At 55.0% G+C, this 16,681-nt stretch carries 15 protein-coding genes; 3 read left to right on the forward strand and 12 right to left on the reverse strand.

The window, feature by feature from the left end; all coding sequences use genetic code 11:
- Nucleotides 1-561: 561 nt before the first annotated feature.
- The 10 genes from secG to ribD all read right to left on the reverse strand — a co-directional run bounded on the left by secG (nt 562) and on the right by ribD (nt 11,454).
- Entirely contained in the window at nt 562-945 is a 384-nt protein-coding gene (gene secG / locus C7382_RS08265) for a preprotein translocase subunit SecG (protein ID WP_116679815.1), read from the reverse strand.
- Between the two features lie 3 nt (nt 946-948).
- Nucleotides 949-1,644 (reverse strand): tetratricopeptide repeat protein, encoded by a 696-nt coding sequence (locus C7382_RS08270; RefSeq protein WP_116679816.1) that lies wholly within the window; start codon nt 1,642-1,644, stop codon nt 949-951.
- A 10-nt stretch (nt 1,645-1,654) separates the two neighbouring features.
- On the reverse strand, nt 1,655-2,191 hold the full coding sequence (lptE, locus tag C7382_RS08275; RefSeq protein ID WP_116679817.1) for an LPS assembly lipoprotein LptE: 537 nt from the start codon (nt 2,189-2,191) through the stop codon (nt 1,655-1,657).
- Nucleotides 2,172-3,431, reverse strand: coding sequence for a sigma-54 interaction domain-containing protein (locus C7382_RS08280; RefSeq protein ID WP_116679818.1), 1,260 nt, complete (start codon nt 3,429-3,431; stop codon nt 2,172-2,174). Before C7382_RS08280 ends, lptE begins: the two co-directional genes overlap by 20 nt.
- A 27-nt stretch (nt 3,432-3,458) precedes the next feature.
- A complete protein-coding gene (locus C7382_RS08285) occupies nt 3,459-4,715 on the reverse strand; it encodes a LysM peptidoglycan-binding domain-containing protein (protein WP_116679819.1) in 1,257 nt (418 codons plus the stop codon).
- 34 nt (nt 4,716-4,749) lie between these two features.
- A complete protein-coding gene (gene rimO, locus C7382_RS08290; RefSeq protein ID WP_116679820.1) occupies nt 4,750-6,054 on the reverse strand; it encodes a 30S ribosomal protein S12 methylthiotransferase RimO in 1,305 nt (434 codons plus the stop codon).
- Nucleotides 6,051-7,004, reverse strand: a complete 954-nt coding sequence (gene ftsY, locus C7382_RS08295) for a signal recognition particle-docking protein FtsY (protein WP_116679821.1) — start codon at nt 7,002-7,004, stop codon at nt 6,051-6,053. Before ftsY ends, rimO begins: the two co-directional genes overlap by 4 nt.
- 33 nt (nt 7,005-7,037) lie before the next feature.
- Nucleotides 7,038-8,174, reverse strand: a complete 1,137-nt coding sequence (gene nspC / locus C7382_RS08300; protein WP_116679822.1) for a carboxynorspermidine decarboxylase — start codon at nt 8,172-8,174, stop codon at nt 7,038-7,040.
- Between the two features lie 10 nt (nt 8,175-8,184).
- A complete protein-coding gene (gene aspS / locus C7382_RS08305) occupies nt 8,185-9,948 on the reverse strand; it encodes an aspartate--tRNA ligase (RefSeq protein ID WP_116679823.1) in 1,764 nt (587 codons plus the stop codon).
- A 513-nt stretch (nt 9,949-10,461) separates the two neighbouring features.
- On the reverse strand, nt 10,462-11,454 hold the full coding sequence (gene ribD / locus C7382_RS08310) for a bifunctional diaminohydroxyphosphoribosylaminopyrimidine deaminase/5-amino-6-(5-phosphoribosylamino)uracil reductase RibD (protein WP_116679824.1): 993 nt from the start codon (nt 11,452-11,454) through the stop codon (nt 10,462-10,464).
- A gap of 25 nt (nt 11,455-11,479) precedes the next feature.
- Between ribD and prmC the strand changes: the two genes are divergently transcribed.
- The 3 genes from prmC to C7382_RS08325 are packed head-to-tail and all read left to right on the forward strand — an operon-like array spanning nt 11,480 to nt 13,570.
- A complete protein-coding gene (prmC, locus tag C7382_RS08315; protein WP_116679825.1) occupies nt 11,480-12,361 on the forward strand; it encodes a peptide chain release factor N(5)-glutamine methyltransferase in 882 nt (293 codons plus the stop codon).
- Nucleotides 12,358-12,843, forward strand: a complete 486-nt coding sequence (locus C7382_RS08320) for a regulatory protein RecX (protein WP_116679826.1) — start codon at nt 12,358-12,360, stop codon at nt 12,841-12,843. Before prmC ends, C7382_RS08320 begins: the two co-directional genes overlap by 4 nt.
- The gene (locus tag C7382_RS08325; RefSeq protein ID WP_243405682.1) at nt 12,821-13,570 is read left to right on the forward strand and encodes a ComF family protein; all 750 of its coding nucleotides are present in this window, start codon (nt 12,821-12,823) and stop codon (nt 13,568-13,570) included. The genes C7382_RS08320 and C7382_RS08325 overlap by 23 nt, the downstream gene beginning before the upstream one ends.
- A 102-nt stretch (nt 13,571-13,672) precedes the next feature.
- On the opposite strand, the gene C7382_RS08330 is transcribed toward C7382_RS08325, so the two are convergent.
- Nucleotides 13,673-15,736: a M13 family metallopeptidase gene (locus C7382_RS08330; RefSeq protein ID WP_116679828.1), complete on the reverse strand. Its 2,064-nt coding sequence runs from the start codon at nt 15,734-15,736 to the stop codon at nt 13,673-13,675.
- Nucleotides 15,737-15,771: 35 nt separating this feature from the next.
- Nucleotides 15,772-16,680, reverse strand: coding sequence for a nucleotidyltransferase family protein (locus tag C7382_RS08335; RefSeq protein ID WP_116679829.1), 909 nt, complete (start codon nt 16,678-16,680; stop codon nt 15,772-15,774).
- Between the last annotated feature and the right edge of the window lies 1 nt (nt 16,681).

A 16,681-nucleotide genomic window follows, 5' to 3' on the forward strand; every position in this document is an offset into this window, starting at 1 on the left:
TAGGGCGGCGACGTCGGGGCGACTTCGCCATTTGTTGCTGTTCTTTTCGGGGGAACAGACCTCTCTGTCAAACGGGATTAACCCGTCTGTCGGAGGGAATCAACCCCCACGGTTAAATGGGAATGTCGTGCGAATTGTTTCGCCGGCTCCTGTCCTTTCCGAAGTAAAATACCGTCCTCGATTTCGGTCGCACTCGGCGTCTCCGACGAAAGGTGCTGAAGGGGTGGGGAAAAGATACTGTCGTTCCTCGCAAAAGATACTGTCGTTTTGTTCGAAAGATACTGTCGTTTTCAATGAAAGATACTGTCGTTTTTCTGCGAACATCAGTATCTTCCTCCGGAGAGGGTCTGATCTTCCTTTCGGAACGGCCCGATTATTGCCTCGAAAGGGGCTGAAGCTTCGGCCGGGAAGATCGTTTCTCTGCCTCCGTCTCTTCCCGTCCCGACGGTGGTGCGGGCATGTCCCTAAACTGAAAACGTCCCTGCCCTCAAGCTACAGCTCAAAGACAGAGACGTTAGGTCCGTACCTGCGAAAGGGGGGGTGAAATAGTGGGCAGACCGCTTATTCAGCTTGTCCTTCCTGCTGAGGAGTCTCGCCTGCAGGCTGGGCAGGGGCCGTCGTGGCAGCGTCTCCGCCGAAGTTGGGCACGGCTGCGGGCATTTCGGTCTTCACCTTCTTCTCCAATGATTGTTGCAGAGCATTCTGGTTGTCTTCGCCGCTGCCTGAGTGCAGGAAGTGGGTAGAGACGATGGTGAGGACGGTGATGATACCGGCCGACCACCAGGTAGCCTTCTCAAGAAAGTCGGTAGTCTTGCGGACTCCCATGATCTGATTGCTGGATGCAAAGCCTGCAGCCAAGCCGCCTCCCTTAGAGTTCTGTACCACTACTACGAGGATAAGAAACAGTGATACGAGCAGGATGAGAATAGTCAGTGCGATGTACATTTTCTATATTTTGTTTTTATCGTTAGTAATCAACTTCTCGAGGAACCGAATTTGATCGGCAAAGTAAAGGTTTTTTTCCGGATAATTCAAACTAATGGTCTTGATAATCCTCAGTGCCTTGTCGTAGCGCCCCTGCTTGATGTAGATGCGTGCCAACGTCTCGGTGAAGAGCTCTTCTTCCAGTTCTTCCGTCGAGAGGCTCGTGGCGGGTTCCTTCTCAGCCGGTGTAGAGGCCGGTGTAGGCTCCGTGACGGGCGGCACGGTGAACACGGGGGTAGTCGCTGCCTCGTCGGGCATTATCGAAGCGAAATAGTCCGCTGCGGGGGCTGCGCCATGCTCGCTCCCGTAAGATATCTCGGAAGGGAGATCGGCTCCGCCGCGGGACATCTCGTCCAAGAACTCGTCGATGAGGGAGAAGGCATCGGGTTCTTTCTCCGCTTCGGTCGGTTGCAAATGCTCGGGATGCGTGTATTCCTCTACGAGCAAATACAGCTTGCGTCTGTCCGGCAAATAGGGCGCGAGGCGGCGCAGTTCGGATGCGTAGCGCACGTCCTGCACGACATACATATTATATAGGTATAGAAACACGAATGTGGAGCAGAACGGATAAGCCTCATACAGCGCTTTCATCTCCGGCAGCGTGGCAGCCGATAAGCGCGAGGGGTGCTCCATGTAGGCGTATAGATCGTCCGTCGTCATCGGGGTGATTTTACCAGTTCTCTACCGTAGCGTTGTATATCTGCTTCACGAGGTCCTCCACCATATTGGCAAGCAGACCGTCTTGTACGTCCACAAGTTGCTGGCTGCTGTCGAAGTCGGTCGTGGAAGTGAAGCTGTTATCGAAGCTCTGTTCGGGGAAAGCCTTGTTCTCATAGTGCACCTGGACCGTCAGTGTCACCTTGGTACGAGCAGCCAAGTCGTTGTCTTGGACGGCGAGGGGAGCGAGGTCGTAATTGGTTATCATCACCTCGATGACCATATCGGCATCGTTCGTTCGCGCCATGCTCAGTTTGGTACGTCGGGTAAATTGGTTCTGCAGAGCCTCGGTCATGTTTTGCGCCAACGGGGGATATACGCGGGTCGCCTGATTGGTTACGTCCGGCATGAAGAGGGTCTTGACACGGGTATAATCCAGCGAACCGCCACGGGGACTATAGGAGATGCTGCAAGCCGACAGAGCCGTCAGGCCGATAAGTACTGCCACGAGGGCAAAAAGAGCGTAAATTTTATTCCTGATCGATGCCATACTCCTTCAGTTTGCGGTATAAGGTTCGTTCCGATATCTTCAAGTCTTTGGCCGCCGGTCCCCGCTTCCCTCCGTGCCGTTCCAGTGAACGACGTATCGTTTCTTTCTCTAATTCCACCAGCGAGAGCGTCTCCTCAGTGTACTCTTTGGCCTCTTGTATAGGCTCGGCCGTCAGGTCCGTGTGGATGGGTTCTGCGTGTGTGTGCTGCGTCCAAGACTGTTCCCTCGCGGGCAACTCCTCGTTCTCCCACACCTTACTGCCCACGGTCCAGGAGGGTTGTTCGTGATGTGCTATGCGGTTGATCATGTTCTTCATGTCGGCTATCTCCTTCTTCATGTCGTATAGCACCTGATAGATGATCTCACGCTCATAGTGGGGTATCTGCTTGTCCTCGGAGCGTGCATCGTTCTGCCTGATGATGACCGGATGAAGATCTTGCATGGCATCCGCATTCAGATAGCGGGTGATGGTCTCGGCAGAAACCGTTCGTTCCTCTTCTAATATACTGAGCCTGTCGGTGATATTGCGCAGTTCTCGCACATTCCCCGGCCAGCGATAACGCATGAGTACGACGCGCGCTTCGTCCGATAGACGCAGGGGCGGCATCCGGTATTTCTCCGCACTGTCGGCGGCAAAGCGACGGAAGAGTAGCGGCACATCGTCGGGGCGCATACGCAGCGGCGGCACTTCGATGGGCACAGTATTCAGGCGGAAGAAGAGGTCTTCCCTGAACTTGCCATTGGCCACAGCTTCCTTCAGATTCACATTGGTGGCAGCAACGATCCGTACATCCGTCTTCTGCGGTTGGCTAGCACCAACGGGGATGAACTCGCCCGTCTCCAGTATTCTGAGGAGTCGTGCCTGTGTGGGTAGGGGGAGTTCGCCCACTTCGTCCAGAAAGATCGTCCCGCCCGAAGCCTCTTCAAAGTATCCTTTTCGGTCCGATACGGCACCGGTGAAAGAGCCTTTGCGATGGCCGAAAAGCTCCGAATCGATAGTCCCTTCGGGGATAGCCCCGCAATTGACTGCTATATAACTATAGTGTTTGCGGGCGCTGTAGTGGTGAATGATCTGTGGGAAGAACTCTTTCCCCGAACCACTCTCTCCCATTACGAGGACAGACATGTCCGTAGGGGCCACCTGTGCAGCCACGCGGATGGCATGCTCCATCAGCGGACTGCTGCCGATGATGCCGAAGCGTTGCTTGATTTGTTGTACGTCTATACTATTGGTACTCATTATCACAAAGTTAGCAAAACACCGATGCTATTTCCGTTTCTTCGCACTCCCGATCTCGAATTGGAGTGCCAATGCTCGCCTGAGCGAAGCTGTGTCGGCGGCATTGATCGCGTATTTCTCAGGAAGAGGCAGCACTAATTCCGTGCCCAAGGGCACATTGTCGGGGTCGGCGATCTTCTCTTTGTTCTCTTCATATATATAGACCCAGAAGATGCGGTCGCCATACGTCTCTCGGGCGATGCGCGTAAGCATGTCGCCTTTGCGCATGACGATTCTTCCCAAATTGGTCGGCGCAGGAATAGCCTGCACAGTATCTGTCGCGATGGGGGTCGTGTCACGAGGGGCAGGAACTACACTCTCTTGGGGCTGCTGCTTCGGTGCCTTCCATGAGGGCATGGGCAGACGTTGGAGCAAGAAATAAGCTGCGGTACCGATGATGAGAAATGCTGCGACCAACAGGTGTCTGCGCATGGTCATGATGCGTTCTTTCTCTCGTTTGGGGCGGGGAATTTCGGTAGGTGCTGCTGTTTCCTCAGTCGGTTGTGCCTCTTCTTTCGGGCGAGTCTCCTCGTCCTCGGAGTTTGCTTCTGCGGTCGGAGCCTCTTCTTCCGTGGTCGGGAGCGGGGCGATGGGGATTTCTTTTTCCGTTGTTATGGGAGTAGGTTCGGATTTGTTCTCCTCCTCTCTATGGCCCGTGCGGAATAAAATAAAGCAAGTGGATGCGGCTTCCAGTGGTCGTGTCTGCGTATCGGCTATCTCAGTCTCCGGCGACAATTCGATTGTGGGGAACATGGAGAACGGTCGATTGAGCAATTCCGACAATTCACCTTCGGCGATGAAACGGCAACCCGTCAGTTCCTCCTCTTCCTTTATCGGCTCGAAACGACCGAACTGTGGCCAGGAAACCGGATGCCCCTTCTGCAACAACGCCGATAATACCTCGGGAATAGCCTTCCACCAGCGCACGACCACGACCTCGGTGTAGGGCGTCAAATCGATAAGCGCTTGCAGCATGGTCTCTCGTGTCGGGGAGGATACAGGGCCGATTAGGCGCAACTTGATACGAGGGGGGACCAACACACGCGAACCGTCGGGGCGTATGCCTACGTATTCATCCTCCTTCACAGCTTGCCACAGCCCTATTCCCTCTTGGCGGATGGTCTCGCCTTTGGATAATAGTTGTCCCGTCAGCCGACAGTAATGCGACCAGAGCTCGTCTGATGTGGATACGTCAGTATCCGATGCCGTCGCCAGCTGAGCGATCCATAGCTCTTGTTGTATCATTCCTGCCAGTTGTTTGTCGATCCGATTGGGATTCTCAATCTATGATTCGTGCATATAGGTCGAAGGGCTCTGCCTCTGTGATCTCCGCCATATGGAACTGCCCCGGCTTCAATACTTGACCATCTACAAAAGGTATGAGTACCTCCGGATCCACTTCCGGAGAGTCATATTCGGTACGTCCGATGTAGAATCCGTCTTCTGCGCGATCGATGACCACACGCATACGGCTGCCCACTTTCGCTTCGTTGTATGTCGCCGCAATGCGCTCTTGCACAGCCATGAGTTCGCCCAGCCGTTCTTGTTTGACGGATTCGGGTATTTTGTCTTGATAATGCTTGTCGCAGTAGGTGCCACTTTCATGCGAATAGGTGAAAGCTCCTAATCGTTCGAAGCGAATATCACGCACGAACTGAAGTAGCTCTGCAAAGTCGGCATCCGTCTCTCCCGGGTGTCCCGTCATGAGCGTCGTGCGCAAGTGGATGCCCGGCACCTCGCGGCGAATTGTCTCGATCAGGTCGTAGGTCTCTGCCTTGGTGATCTGTCGGCGCATCAGCTTGAGCATGGGATCGCTGATGTGCTGCAAGGCCATATCCAAGTACTTGCACACGTTCGGACGCTCACGCATCACACGTAGCAGATCGAGAGGGAAGTGTGCCGGATAGGCATAGTGTAGGCGCAGCCACTCCACGCCCTTAATGTCCGACAGACGTTCGGTCAGCTCCGCCAGTCGATTGCCCCCGTATAGGTCGATGCCATAGAAGGTGAGGTCTTGGGCGATGAGCTGAAACTCGTGTGTGCCCCGACGGACGAGCGCCCGCACCTCTTCTTCGAGATCCTCTATCGGTCGCGAATGGTGGCGACCGGTAATAATAGGTATGGCACAATACGAACAGCTGCGGTCGCAGCCTTCGGATATCTTCAGATAGGCATAGTGGCGGGGAGTCGTCAGTTTACGTCTGTTCTCAGCCTCTGCATAGTAGGATTTGCCCAGATGAGAGAGTAGTTGCTTCCAGTTGAACTTGCCGTAGTAGGCATCGACTTCGGGGATTTCTTTCTTCAGATCGTCCAGAAAGCGTTCGCTCAGACAGCCCATTACATATAGTTGCCCGATGCGTCCGCTCTTCTTGGCCTCCACCATCTCCAAGATGGTATTGACCGACTCCTCTTGAGCATCACCGATGAAGCCGCAAGTATTGACCACGACGATCTCGCCACTTACCGTGGCCGGATCGTGGTGCACAGTATAGCCGTTGGCCATGAACTGGCGCATGAGTACCTCACTGTCCACCAGATTTTTGGAACAGCCGAGCGTAATGACATCTACTCTGTTTCTTCTCATTCGCCGAATAGAGAGTCTACAAATTCTTTCTTACGGAAGACTTGCAGGTCGTCGATGCCTTCTCCCAGTCCGATATACTTCACCGGTATTTTGAACTGATCGGATATGCCGATGACCACGCCGCCCTTAGCGGTGCCGTCCAGCTTGGTAACAGCGAGCGCATTTACTTCCGTTGCGGCCGTAAACTGTCGGGCTTGTTCGAAGGCGTTCTGTCCTGTTGAGCCGTCCAGTACCAGCAATACCTCATGAGGTGCGTCGGGGATTACCTTTTGCATGACACGCTTGATCTTGGTCAGCTCGTTCATGAGGTTGATCTTATTGTGCAGACGGCCGGCCGTGTCGATGATCACCACATCGGCTCCGTTGGCAACGGCCGAACTCACCGTGTCATAAGCCACCGAAGCGGGGTCGCTGCCCATCTGCTGCTTGACTATGGGCACGCCTACTCGTTCCGACCATATCTCCAGCTGCTCCACTGCTGCTGCACGGAAGGTGTCGGCAGCACCGAGGACAACGCTCTTACCTGCCTGACGGAAGCGATTGGCCAGCTTGCCGATGGTAGTTGTCTTGCCCACGCCGTTTACCCCCACCACCATGATCACATAGGGTTTTTGGTCTGCTGGGATGTCGAAGCTCTCGCCATCGGCCGAGCCGTTCTCAATGAGCAGAGAGGCAATCTCCTGGCGGAGGATGCCCGTAAGCTCCGAAGTGGAAACGTATTTGTCCCGAGCTACGCGCTCTTCGATTCGTTTGATGATCTTGAGCGTCGTGTCCACTCCCACGTCGGAAGTCACCAGTACGTTCTCAAGCTCATCGAGTACTTCGTCGTCGACCTTACTCTTACCTGCGACGGCACGAGTGATCTTGGCAAATACGTTTTCTTTCGTCTTGGACAAGCCTTCGTCGAGCGTCTCCTTTTTCTTCTTGGAGAATAATCCGAATAGTCCCATGATGTCTCGTATATCCTGTGTTGTATTCTGTCCTTAGTTCATTCTGTTCTTGTAGTCCTCGTAGTCGAAGCTACGCAGCATCTCTTTCTTGCCATCGGTGCGCAGCAAGACGATATCCGGATGGCGCACACCATTGAACATCGTAGTCTTCACGGTCGTATAGTGCAGCATGTCCTCGAATATCAGTTCGTCACCCACCTGTAGAGGTTTGTCGAAGCTCCAGTCTCCGATGAAGTCGCCGCTTAGGCAGCTGCATCCTCCTATGCGATAGGTCGGCAGTCCCTGCACCGGCTCTTGGTGAGCTCCTCTGATCACAGGCTTGTAGGGCATTTCCAGACAGTCCGGCATGTGGCAGGTGAAGGACACGTCCACGATGGCCGTGGCTATGCCTTGATGCTCTACAATATCTACGACGGTGCTCTTGAGGAACCCCGTCTGCCAACCGAAGGCACTACCTGGTTCCATGATCAGGTGCAGATGAGGATGTCGACCAGAGAAGTCCTTGAGCAGGCGCACCAAGTGCTCCACGTCATAGTCCTTGCGCGTCATCAGATGCCCACCCCCCATGTTGAGCCAACGTGCCTGCTTGAGCACGGCAGCGAAGCGATCTTCTATGATGGCGAGCGTCTTCTCCAGTTCGTAGCTGGTGCTTTCACAAAGGGTGTGGAAGTGCAATCCCTCGATGTCCTCGGGCAGGGTGTCGCCCAGCTCCGATGCCGAGACGCCGAAGCGTGACCCGGGCGCACACGGATTGTAGAGTGCTGTCTCCACGGCCGAGTATTCGGGGTTGATCCTGAGCCCGAGCGAAACGCCCACGTTCTTGACCATGGGGGCAAGCAGACGGTACTGACTGAGCGAATTGAATGTGACGTGGCTGCTATAACGCAGTATCTCCGGAAACTCCTCTCGCGTGTAGGCGGGGCTGAAGGTGTGCGCCGGCGCTCCCATCTCTTCGAATGCGAGACGTGCCTCCCATACCGAGCTGGCAGTGCTGTGCGGCACGTATTCCGTGATGATCGGGAATGTGCGCCAGAGTGCATACGCCTTGAAAGCGAGGATAATCTCCACGCTGGTGCGATCGGTTACAGATGCTATCAGAGCCAGATTGCGCCTCAGGAGGTCTTCTTCCAGTACGTATGCGGGAGATGCTATGTCGTAGTATCGTGCCATCGTCGGGGGATTAGTTCTCGTGCGGTTTCAGAGCCAAGAATAGTTCGTCGAGCTGTGTGTCGTCGATGGCAGAGGGAGCATCGATCATGACGTCGCGCCCGGCGTTGTTTTTCGGGAAGGCGATGCAGTCGCGTATGCTGTCCAGTCCGGCAAAGAGTGATACCCATCGGTCCAGACCATAGGCCAGACCGCCGTGAGGAGGTGCACCGTATTTGAAGGCATTCATCAAGAAGCCGAACTGCTCCTGTGCTTTCTCGTGTGTGAAGCCGAGCAACTCGAACATTTTCTGCTGCAGTGCGCTGTCGTGAATACGGATGGAGCCTCCACCTACTTCCACGCCATTGATCACCATGTCGTAGGCATTGGCACGCACGGCACCCGGGTCGGTGTCCAATAAAGGTATGTCCTCCGGCTTCGGGCTGGTGAAGGGATGGTGCATGGCATAGAAGCGCTGCGTCTCTTCGTCCCATTCAAATAGGGGAAAGTCCACCACCCAGAGGCAGGAGAATGTATTCTTGTCGCGCAAGCCGAGCTGCGCACCCATTTCCAGGCGTAGCTCGCATAGTTGCTTGCGGGTCTTCATGATGTCATCGCCACTCAGGATGAGGATGAGATCGTTTGGCTCTGCTCCCATGGTCTTGCGCAGCTCTTGGAGCGTTTCCTGTGAGTAGAATTTGTCCACGCTGCTCTTGACGTTGCCGTCGGCTTCCACGCGAGCGTACACCATTCCTTTGGCGCCTATCTGCGGGCGTTTTACGAAGTCGGTGAGCGCATCGAGCTGTTTGCGGGTATAAGAGGCCGCACCTTTGGCGCAAATACCGCCAATGTAGGCAGCCGAGTCGAAGACACCGAAGCCATGTCCTTTGAGCACATCCATCAACTCCACGAAACGCATGTCGAATCGGGTGTCAGGTTTGTCCGAACCGTAGTATTTCATGGCGTCGTGCCACGCCATCCGGGGGAATGTGTCGGCTATCTCTACGCCGCGGATCGTGCGGAAGAGGTGCTTGGTCATGCCCTCGAATGTGGTCAGTACATCCTCTTGCTCCACGAAGCTCATCTCGCAGTCGATCTGCGTAAACTCGGGCTGACGATCGGCTCGCAGGTCCTCATCACGGAAGCACTTAACGATCTGGAAGTAACGGTCGAATCCACTTACCATCAGCAACTGCTTGAAGGTCTGAGGCGACTGGGGCAGGGCGTAGAATTGTCCCGGGTTCATGCGTGAGGGGACGACGAAGTCGCGTGCCCCTTCAGGGGTGGACTTGATCAGCATGGGAGTCTCCACTTCGATAAAACCTTCGCCGTCGAGGTATTTCCGCACCTCGAGAGCCATTCGGTGGCGCAGCTCCATATTGGAGCGCACACAGTGACGACGGAGATCCAAGTAGCGGAATCTCATACGCAGGTCGTCGCCGCCGTCCGTCTCATCTTCTATGGTGAAGGGCGGAACCTCGGATTGGTTCAGCACCTGCATCTCGCTTACTGCTATCTCTATATCGCCCGTGGGTATGTTAGGGTTCTTGCTGGAGCGTTCCATCACGGTGCCGGTAGCACGGATCACCCACTCGCGTCCCATGTGTTCGGCGCGATCGCATAGTTCGGCAGAGGCCGACTCGCGGTTGAAAACCAACTGTGTCGTGCCGTAACGGTCGCGCAAGTCCACGAAGGTCATGCCTCCCATTCGGCGTACGCGCTGTACCCAGCCGCTGAGGGTTACGGTCTGCTGAAGGTGGGTAAGGCGTAGCTCGCCGCAGGTATTTGTTCTGTACATGATGATAAAGGATTCTTCTGTTTGTGATTGTTTTTGTGGAACAAAAGTACTAAACATAGCGGACTTATCCACGTAAAGCGCTTAATCTCAACGGGAGTGCCCCGTTTTTCTGTGTACGCGTTCGCCGATTCTTGTGGCTATTCTATCCATCGAAAAACAAGCATGATGCACCCCTTTTGGATAAATTGAGGTGGGCTTGTGAAAAAGTATGCAATTGTGTTATGATTTCCACTCTGCGCACTTTGTCGGAAAAACTCGCGCCAAAAAGAAATTATTTTGGCGCCATTTCAGAAAAATTTATGCGCCAAATCGAAAAGTTTTTGGCGCGGTCTTCTTGCTGTTTTTGGCGCCATGTTTTCGTCGATTTAGGCTCATAGTTTTGCGAAGTACGTTCCGTTGCCTTTGACGCCGTGTGGTGAGTTAAAAAAAGTGATGCTTAGAAAAAGGCTGACACTCCCGAGCGTCAGCCTTTTTCTGTCTAAGTATGTCGAGCTGGATTGGGGTGCGTCAGACTCAGTTGCGGGGTAGGGTAGGAGCCGGTGTGCCGTCGTGCAAGAGGCAGGAACAGCGCTCGATGCGCACATCATCATACAAACCACTGTCTATAAACGACTGGTGTAGCTGTCGGCCACCCTCCACGAAAAGCGACTGTACGCCGCGGCTGTATAGTTCGGATAGGATTTGTTCGATGATCGGTCGGGAGCTGTCGATGTGTGCGAAGGACACGGACGGGGGGAAGTCGGTCGGTACCTCTCTCTCGGTAAACACCAGTGTGGGGGTGCTGTCGTCGAAGAGTCGAAGGAGGCGGGGGAGTTTCAGTTCGCGATCGATGACCACGCGGAGAGGATGGCGTCCGTACCAGTGGCGCACGGTGAGGGAGGGATCGTCCAGGAGGGCGGTGCGGGTGCCCACCAAGATAGCATCGTGCAGCATCCGTTTGTGGTGTACGAACCTGGTGGTCAGCGGGCTGCTCAGTCGCACAGGAGGCGTGGAGGCATCATCACGCAGGGCATCGATGAAGCCGTCGTTGCTCTCTGCCCATTTGAGCGTGACGTAAGGGCGGTGCAGGCGTTGGGCCGTCAGGAAATAGCGGTTGAGTTGCTCCGCTTCCTTTTCCATGAGTCCCACTTCGACCGTCACGCCTCCGTCGCGTAGCATCTTGATGCCGCGCCCCGAGACAGCAGGGAAGGGATCGAGCATGGCGACTACTACGTGGGGGATGCCTTCTCGGAGGATGAGTTCGGCACAAGGAGGCGTCTTGCCATAATGCGAACACGGTTCCAAGCTGACGTAGAGGGTGCTTTCCTTCAGCAAGGCCTTGTCGCGTACGGAGCGCACGGCCATGACCTCGGCGTGGGGCATGCCGGCTTGGTGGTGATAGCCCTCGCCGATGATGCGGTCGCGAGCCACGATGACGGCTCCGACGAGGGGATTGGGGGAGGTGAAGCCCTCGGCATTCTGTGCCAATTCGATGGCACGGCGCATATAGAGGGAGGCGGGAGTCATACCTTTATTGCTAATTTTGTTTCTGATGATAACGTTTGACGAAGCCGGACAGCGGATCGAGTCGGCACTGCTCCGCCTGTACGAACCGGACGAACTACGCAGTATAGTGCGCGAACTGCTGTCGGAAGCCACACGGCTGAGCCGTACTCAGCTTTTGCTTGCACACAAAGATACGCTTTTATCGAGCGAAGCCGAGGGTACACTCACGCGCTGCCTCGACCGCATGCGAGAGGGAATGCCCCTGCAATACGCTGTGGGGCATGCTCCTTTCATGGGACGGGAGTTCGAGGTTAGCCCTGCGGTGCTGATCCCGCGCCCCGAGACGGAAGAGTTGGTGGAGCTGGTTCTCAGTAGAGAAAAGGCGACTGTCACTCTGCTTCATCTGCTGGATGTGGGCACGGGCAGCGGGTGTCTGGCTGTTACGTTGGCGAGAATGCTGCCCGCCGAGGTGTGGGCGATGGATGTGTCTTCCGAAGCGCTGGTGGTGGCCGGCCGTAATGTGACGGAGGGTGCGCGCATCACATTGGTCGAAGCCGATGTATTGGTGCCCGATGCCCGATGGGATTTGTTGCCTCCCGTGGACGTCATTGTCAGCAATCCGCCTTATATCATGCCTTCGGAAGGTGCGGCCATGGCTTCTCATGTGCTGGACTATGAGCCTTCCTTGGCTCTCTTTGCTCCCGAAGCCGATCCACTCCTGTTCTATCGTGCTATTGCCGACATGGCAGAGTCCGGGAAATTACGTCCGGGCGGACGTCTCTATGTGGAGCTGAATGCACGGTTGGCTGAGGAGACGTGCGCTCTATTTAGAGCACGTTCCTCTTGGCATGGTGTGGAGTTGCATAAGGATCTTTCGGGGAAGAATCGCTTTCTCTCGGCTCAATATCTGACCTCTGCTGCCATATGAATACGGAAAAGAAGTTGCTGAATCGTATGCAGGCCTACTGTGCTCGTGCCGAGCGTTGTCGCTTCGATGTGGAGACCAAGCTGAAGCAGGCGGGGGCCGATGCTGCTCTTTGCGAACGGATCTTGCAGCAGCTTGTGGAGGAACGTTTTCTCGATGACGAGCGCTTTGCCCATGCTTATGCCCGTGATAAGTATTGCTTCAACGGCTGGGGGCCGCGACGAATCGCGCTCGAACTGGGACGGCGTCGCATCCCTACGGCTGTGGTTACGGCTGCTCTCTTGGCCCTTCAAGAGGGGGATGACAAGCCCGAAGACACATTGCCGCAACTGATGGAGCGGAAGCTGCGCACGGTCAAAGCCGCGGACGATCGCACCCGTATGCAGCATTTGGTGCGATGGGCTGTTGGGAGAGGTTTTGAATATGATCGTGTGATGAAAGAGGCTTCGCGCCTGATACAGAATGCCGATGCGGAAGAATGGTAGCCCACACTCCCTGAGGCTGCGATTGTTTGTGCGCAAGGCGTTGGATTTTTTCTTCCCGCGCTATTGTCCCGTCTGTGAGGCGATGCTCGCGGAGACGGAGATTGGCGTTTGCTCTCATTGCGTGGTAAAGATGCCTCGTTACATAGAGGGGATTCAATATGGGTTGGATCGTCTGAATGGAGACATTTATATCGATGCGCTCCATGCGCTCTTCATTTTCAAAGATGATGGCGGTGTCCGTCCCATGATCCACGCGCTCAAGTATCGTGGCCATGCCGAGGTGGGGGAGATGCTCGGCCGTATGGCGGGGCGTCGCTACCCGATGCTGTCCCGTGAGTACGACCTCATCGTTCCGGTTCCGCTTCATCCGCGCAAACAACGCGAGCGCGGTTACAATCAGGCCCTGCTCATTGCGCGCGGCCTGAGCCACGTGACGGGAATCCCCGTATGCGAGGCTTTGATTCGTAGTACCTACACGGAGAGCCAAACAGGACAGGGCTATGTTGAACGCAAGACGACCATGACGGGACGTTTTGCACTCCATTCAGCAGCCCATCCTGCCGGCGTTCGTATTCTGTTGGTGGACGATGTGCTCACGACGGGAGCCACCGTGCAGGCCGCTGCCGAACCCCTTGCAGCTGCTTCTGCCGCAAAGATCGGCGTCTTGGTAGCGGCTGTTACTCGTCGTCCTTCTCTTCGTACGCTGCTCTCCGTCGCAGCGGAATAGCAAGCACGCTTCTTTATCAGAAAAGAGAGAGGCCGTGTCGCAGGGAGTCATCCTTGCGACACGGCCTCTCGTTCGTTAGCCGTAGACGGAGCAGTCGTCAGTTTACCAAACGACTACGCGCTTTTCGGGAGCCAGATACATCTTGTCTGTCGGCTGAACATTGAAAGCTTCGTAGAAAGCTTCGATATTGCGCAATGCCTGATTTACGCGCAATTCGCCGAGACTGTGTACGTCAATCTGCGTCAGTCGGAGTACTTCTTCGGGACGAATGTTCTGTCCCCAAAGACGAGCATAACCGATGAAGAAACGCTGATCGGGCGTAAAGCCGTCCAATTTCTCCAAGTTCTGTCCCTTCGTGGCGTTGCGGAAAGCTAGATAGGAAACGAGGAGACCTCCTTGGTCGGCAATGTTCTCGCCGAGCGTCATGTTACCATTGGCATGCACACCGTCGGCTACGAATAACTCGTTGAACTGATCGGCCAATTTCTTCGTTGTGGCTTCGAATTTCTTCGCGTCCTCAGCTGTCCACCAGTTCACCATATTGCCATTCTTGTCGAAGTTGCGCCCTTGGTCGTCGAAGCCATGCGTCATCTCGTGTCCGATCACCACGCCGATACCACCGTAGTTGACAGCATCGTCAGCGTCCATATTGAAGAACGGCGGTTGGAGGATACCTGCAGGGAAGCAGATCTCATTCGTGATGGGGCTGTAATAGGCATTTACTTCTTGCGGGTTCATATGCCAACGATCGCGATCCACGGGCTTGCCCAGATCGGCCATATTGTCATCGTGCATCCACTTGTATGCGCGCTTGATGTCGGCATAGTAGTTGTCACCCTTGATCTCCATCTTGGAGTAATCCTTCCATTTGTCGGGATAACCGATCTTGATGATGAAAGTATTGAGCTTCTCTTGTGCTTTCATTTTGGTGGAGTCGCCCATCCAAGGCAGGCCGTTGATGCGCTCGCCGAGAGCCGTCTGCAGATTCTTCACCAGCTTGAGCATACGCTCTTTGGCTTCGGGCGGGAAGTATTGTTTCACATACACTTCACCCAATGCTTCGCCGAGGATGCCGTTTACCATGTCCACGGAACGCTTCCAGCGCGGGTGCATTTCGGTCGTGCCGCTGAGAGTTTTGCCGAAGAAGTCGAATTTTGCCTGCTCGAACTCGTCGCTCAGATAAGAAGCTGCACCGCTGATTGTGCCGGCGAGGAGGTAATCCTTCAGCTCGTTGAGGTCTGCTTTGGCATACCAAGAGTCGAACTTCTTGAAGAAGTCCAGCTGCTCCATATCCCATTCTTCCAAGTTGGCCAATTGGCGATCGGCCATGTAAGTCTTCCAGTCGAAGCCGCTGTACTTGCCTGTGAAGTCCTTTACGGCCATTTTGTTGTAGTTGCGATGAGTGTCGCGCAGCTCTTCTTTGCTGTAGCATATCTGAGCCAATGCTGTCTCTGTCTTCATCGCATTGGCAGCGATGCGCTTGGCGGCCGCTTCGTCATAGCCGGCCAGTCGTGCTATCCGTTCGAGGTAAGCCACGTATGCGTTGCGGATCTCTTGTGACTTGGCATCCTGCTTGAGGTAGTAGTCGCGATTGTCCAATGCCAATGATGTTTGCATCATGTGGAAGATATTCATCTCGCTATTCTTGGCATCGGCATAAACATAAGAGCCGAAGAAGGTGCCTCCACCCATATTGTCCTGTGCCGCGGCATACTTTACCATGCCGGCTTTGTCGGCGATGGCTTCGATCTTGCCGAGATCCTCACGAATCGGAGTGGCACCGTCCTTATTACGCTTCACGCTGTCCATGGCTTGGCGGTAAAGCGTGGCTATGCGGTATTCATTGGTCCCTTTTTCGTGATCTTTGGCTGCGAGGCGGTCTACGATCTGATGCACGCGTTCGGTCGTGCTGTCACGCAGAATGTCGAACGAGCCGTAGCGGCTGTATGCCGGCTTGAGGGGATTGTTTTTCATCCAGTTGCCGTTACAGTAGCGATAGAAATCGTCCTGCGGGCGCACTGTTGTGTCCATGGCCGTGAGGTCGATGGCGGGTACCGGTACACGCTTCTGTTCTGAGCTTGAGCGGTCTTTGCCGCCGCAGCCGGACAGAGCCAGAACTCCGACAACGGCCGGAGCCAGAATAAGAAACTTGATTGTCTTGTTCATCTTGCTGTATTGTAATGATTAGTAGTGATAATAACTCATCGTTGGAATAATTGTTCGGGATACTCTCCTGCCGCTGTCAGGGCTCGGAGCTTGGCAACTACGCCGTCGCGGTCGTCCGGATAAGTAACGCCGAACCATCGAGCCGTCGTATCCAATACTTCCACAGAGGCACGGCCGGTGTGGATGAGGTCGTTCACCGCGTAGGGAATGTAGTATTCGCTCTTGAGCTCCTGTCCGCGTTCTTGTAGGAATCGTACGAAAAGCTCCTCCGAGTAATCGAAGTAGTCGGGCGTGAAGCCCCACATGTTCATGGATACGGGAGTGTCTTCTGCCAACGTATGCTCGCGATCTTCTTCGTCATGGAAGGTGATAACTCCTCCTTTGCGCTCGATTTTGAAGCGTTCCACCACGCCGGTGAGCAGATTGTGCTCGTCCATGCTGCACACTCCGCGGGATACGCCACCGCTTTCGCTCAGCGTATTGCCCACGCGATAACCCACCATACAGTATTTGCCCTGCTGCCCTCCCAGAGAGGAGAGCTTGCGTGCCAGCACTTCGAAGGCATTGCGTCCGTAGAAGTCGTCCGCATTGATCACAGCGAAGGGCTCGCTTATCACCTCACGTCCCATTAGGACGGCATGATTGGTGCCCCATGGTTTTTCTCGCCCTTCGGGGCAGGTGAATCCTGCCGGCAGCTTGTCGATCTCTTGGAAAACCACTTCCACCGGAATGCGATCTTGGTACTTGGTGATAATCTTCTCGCGGAAATCCTGCTCGAATGAGTGACGGATGACAAATACAAGCCGACCGAATCCGGCTCGTATGGCATCGTAAACGGAATAGTCCATGATCGTGTCGCCACCCGGGCCTATGCCGTCAAGTTGCTTGAGGCTACCGTAGCGGCTGCCCATGCCGGCAGCCAAAATAAAGAGTGTGGGTTTCATC

It is taken from the genome of Porphyromonas loveana, assembly GCF_003096695.1.
Lineage (GTDB): Bacteria > Bacteroidota > Bacteroidia > Bacteroidales > Porphyromonadaceae > Porphyromonas > Porphyromonas loveana.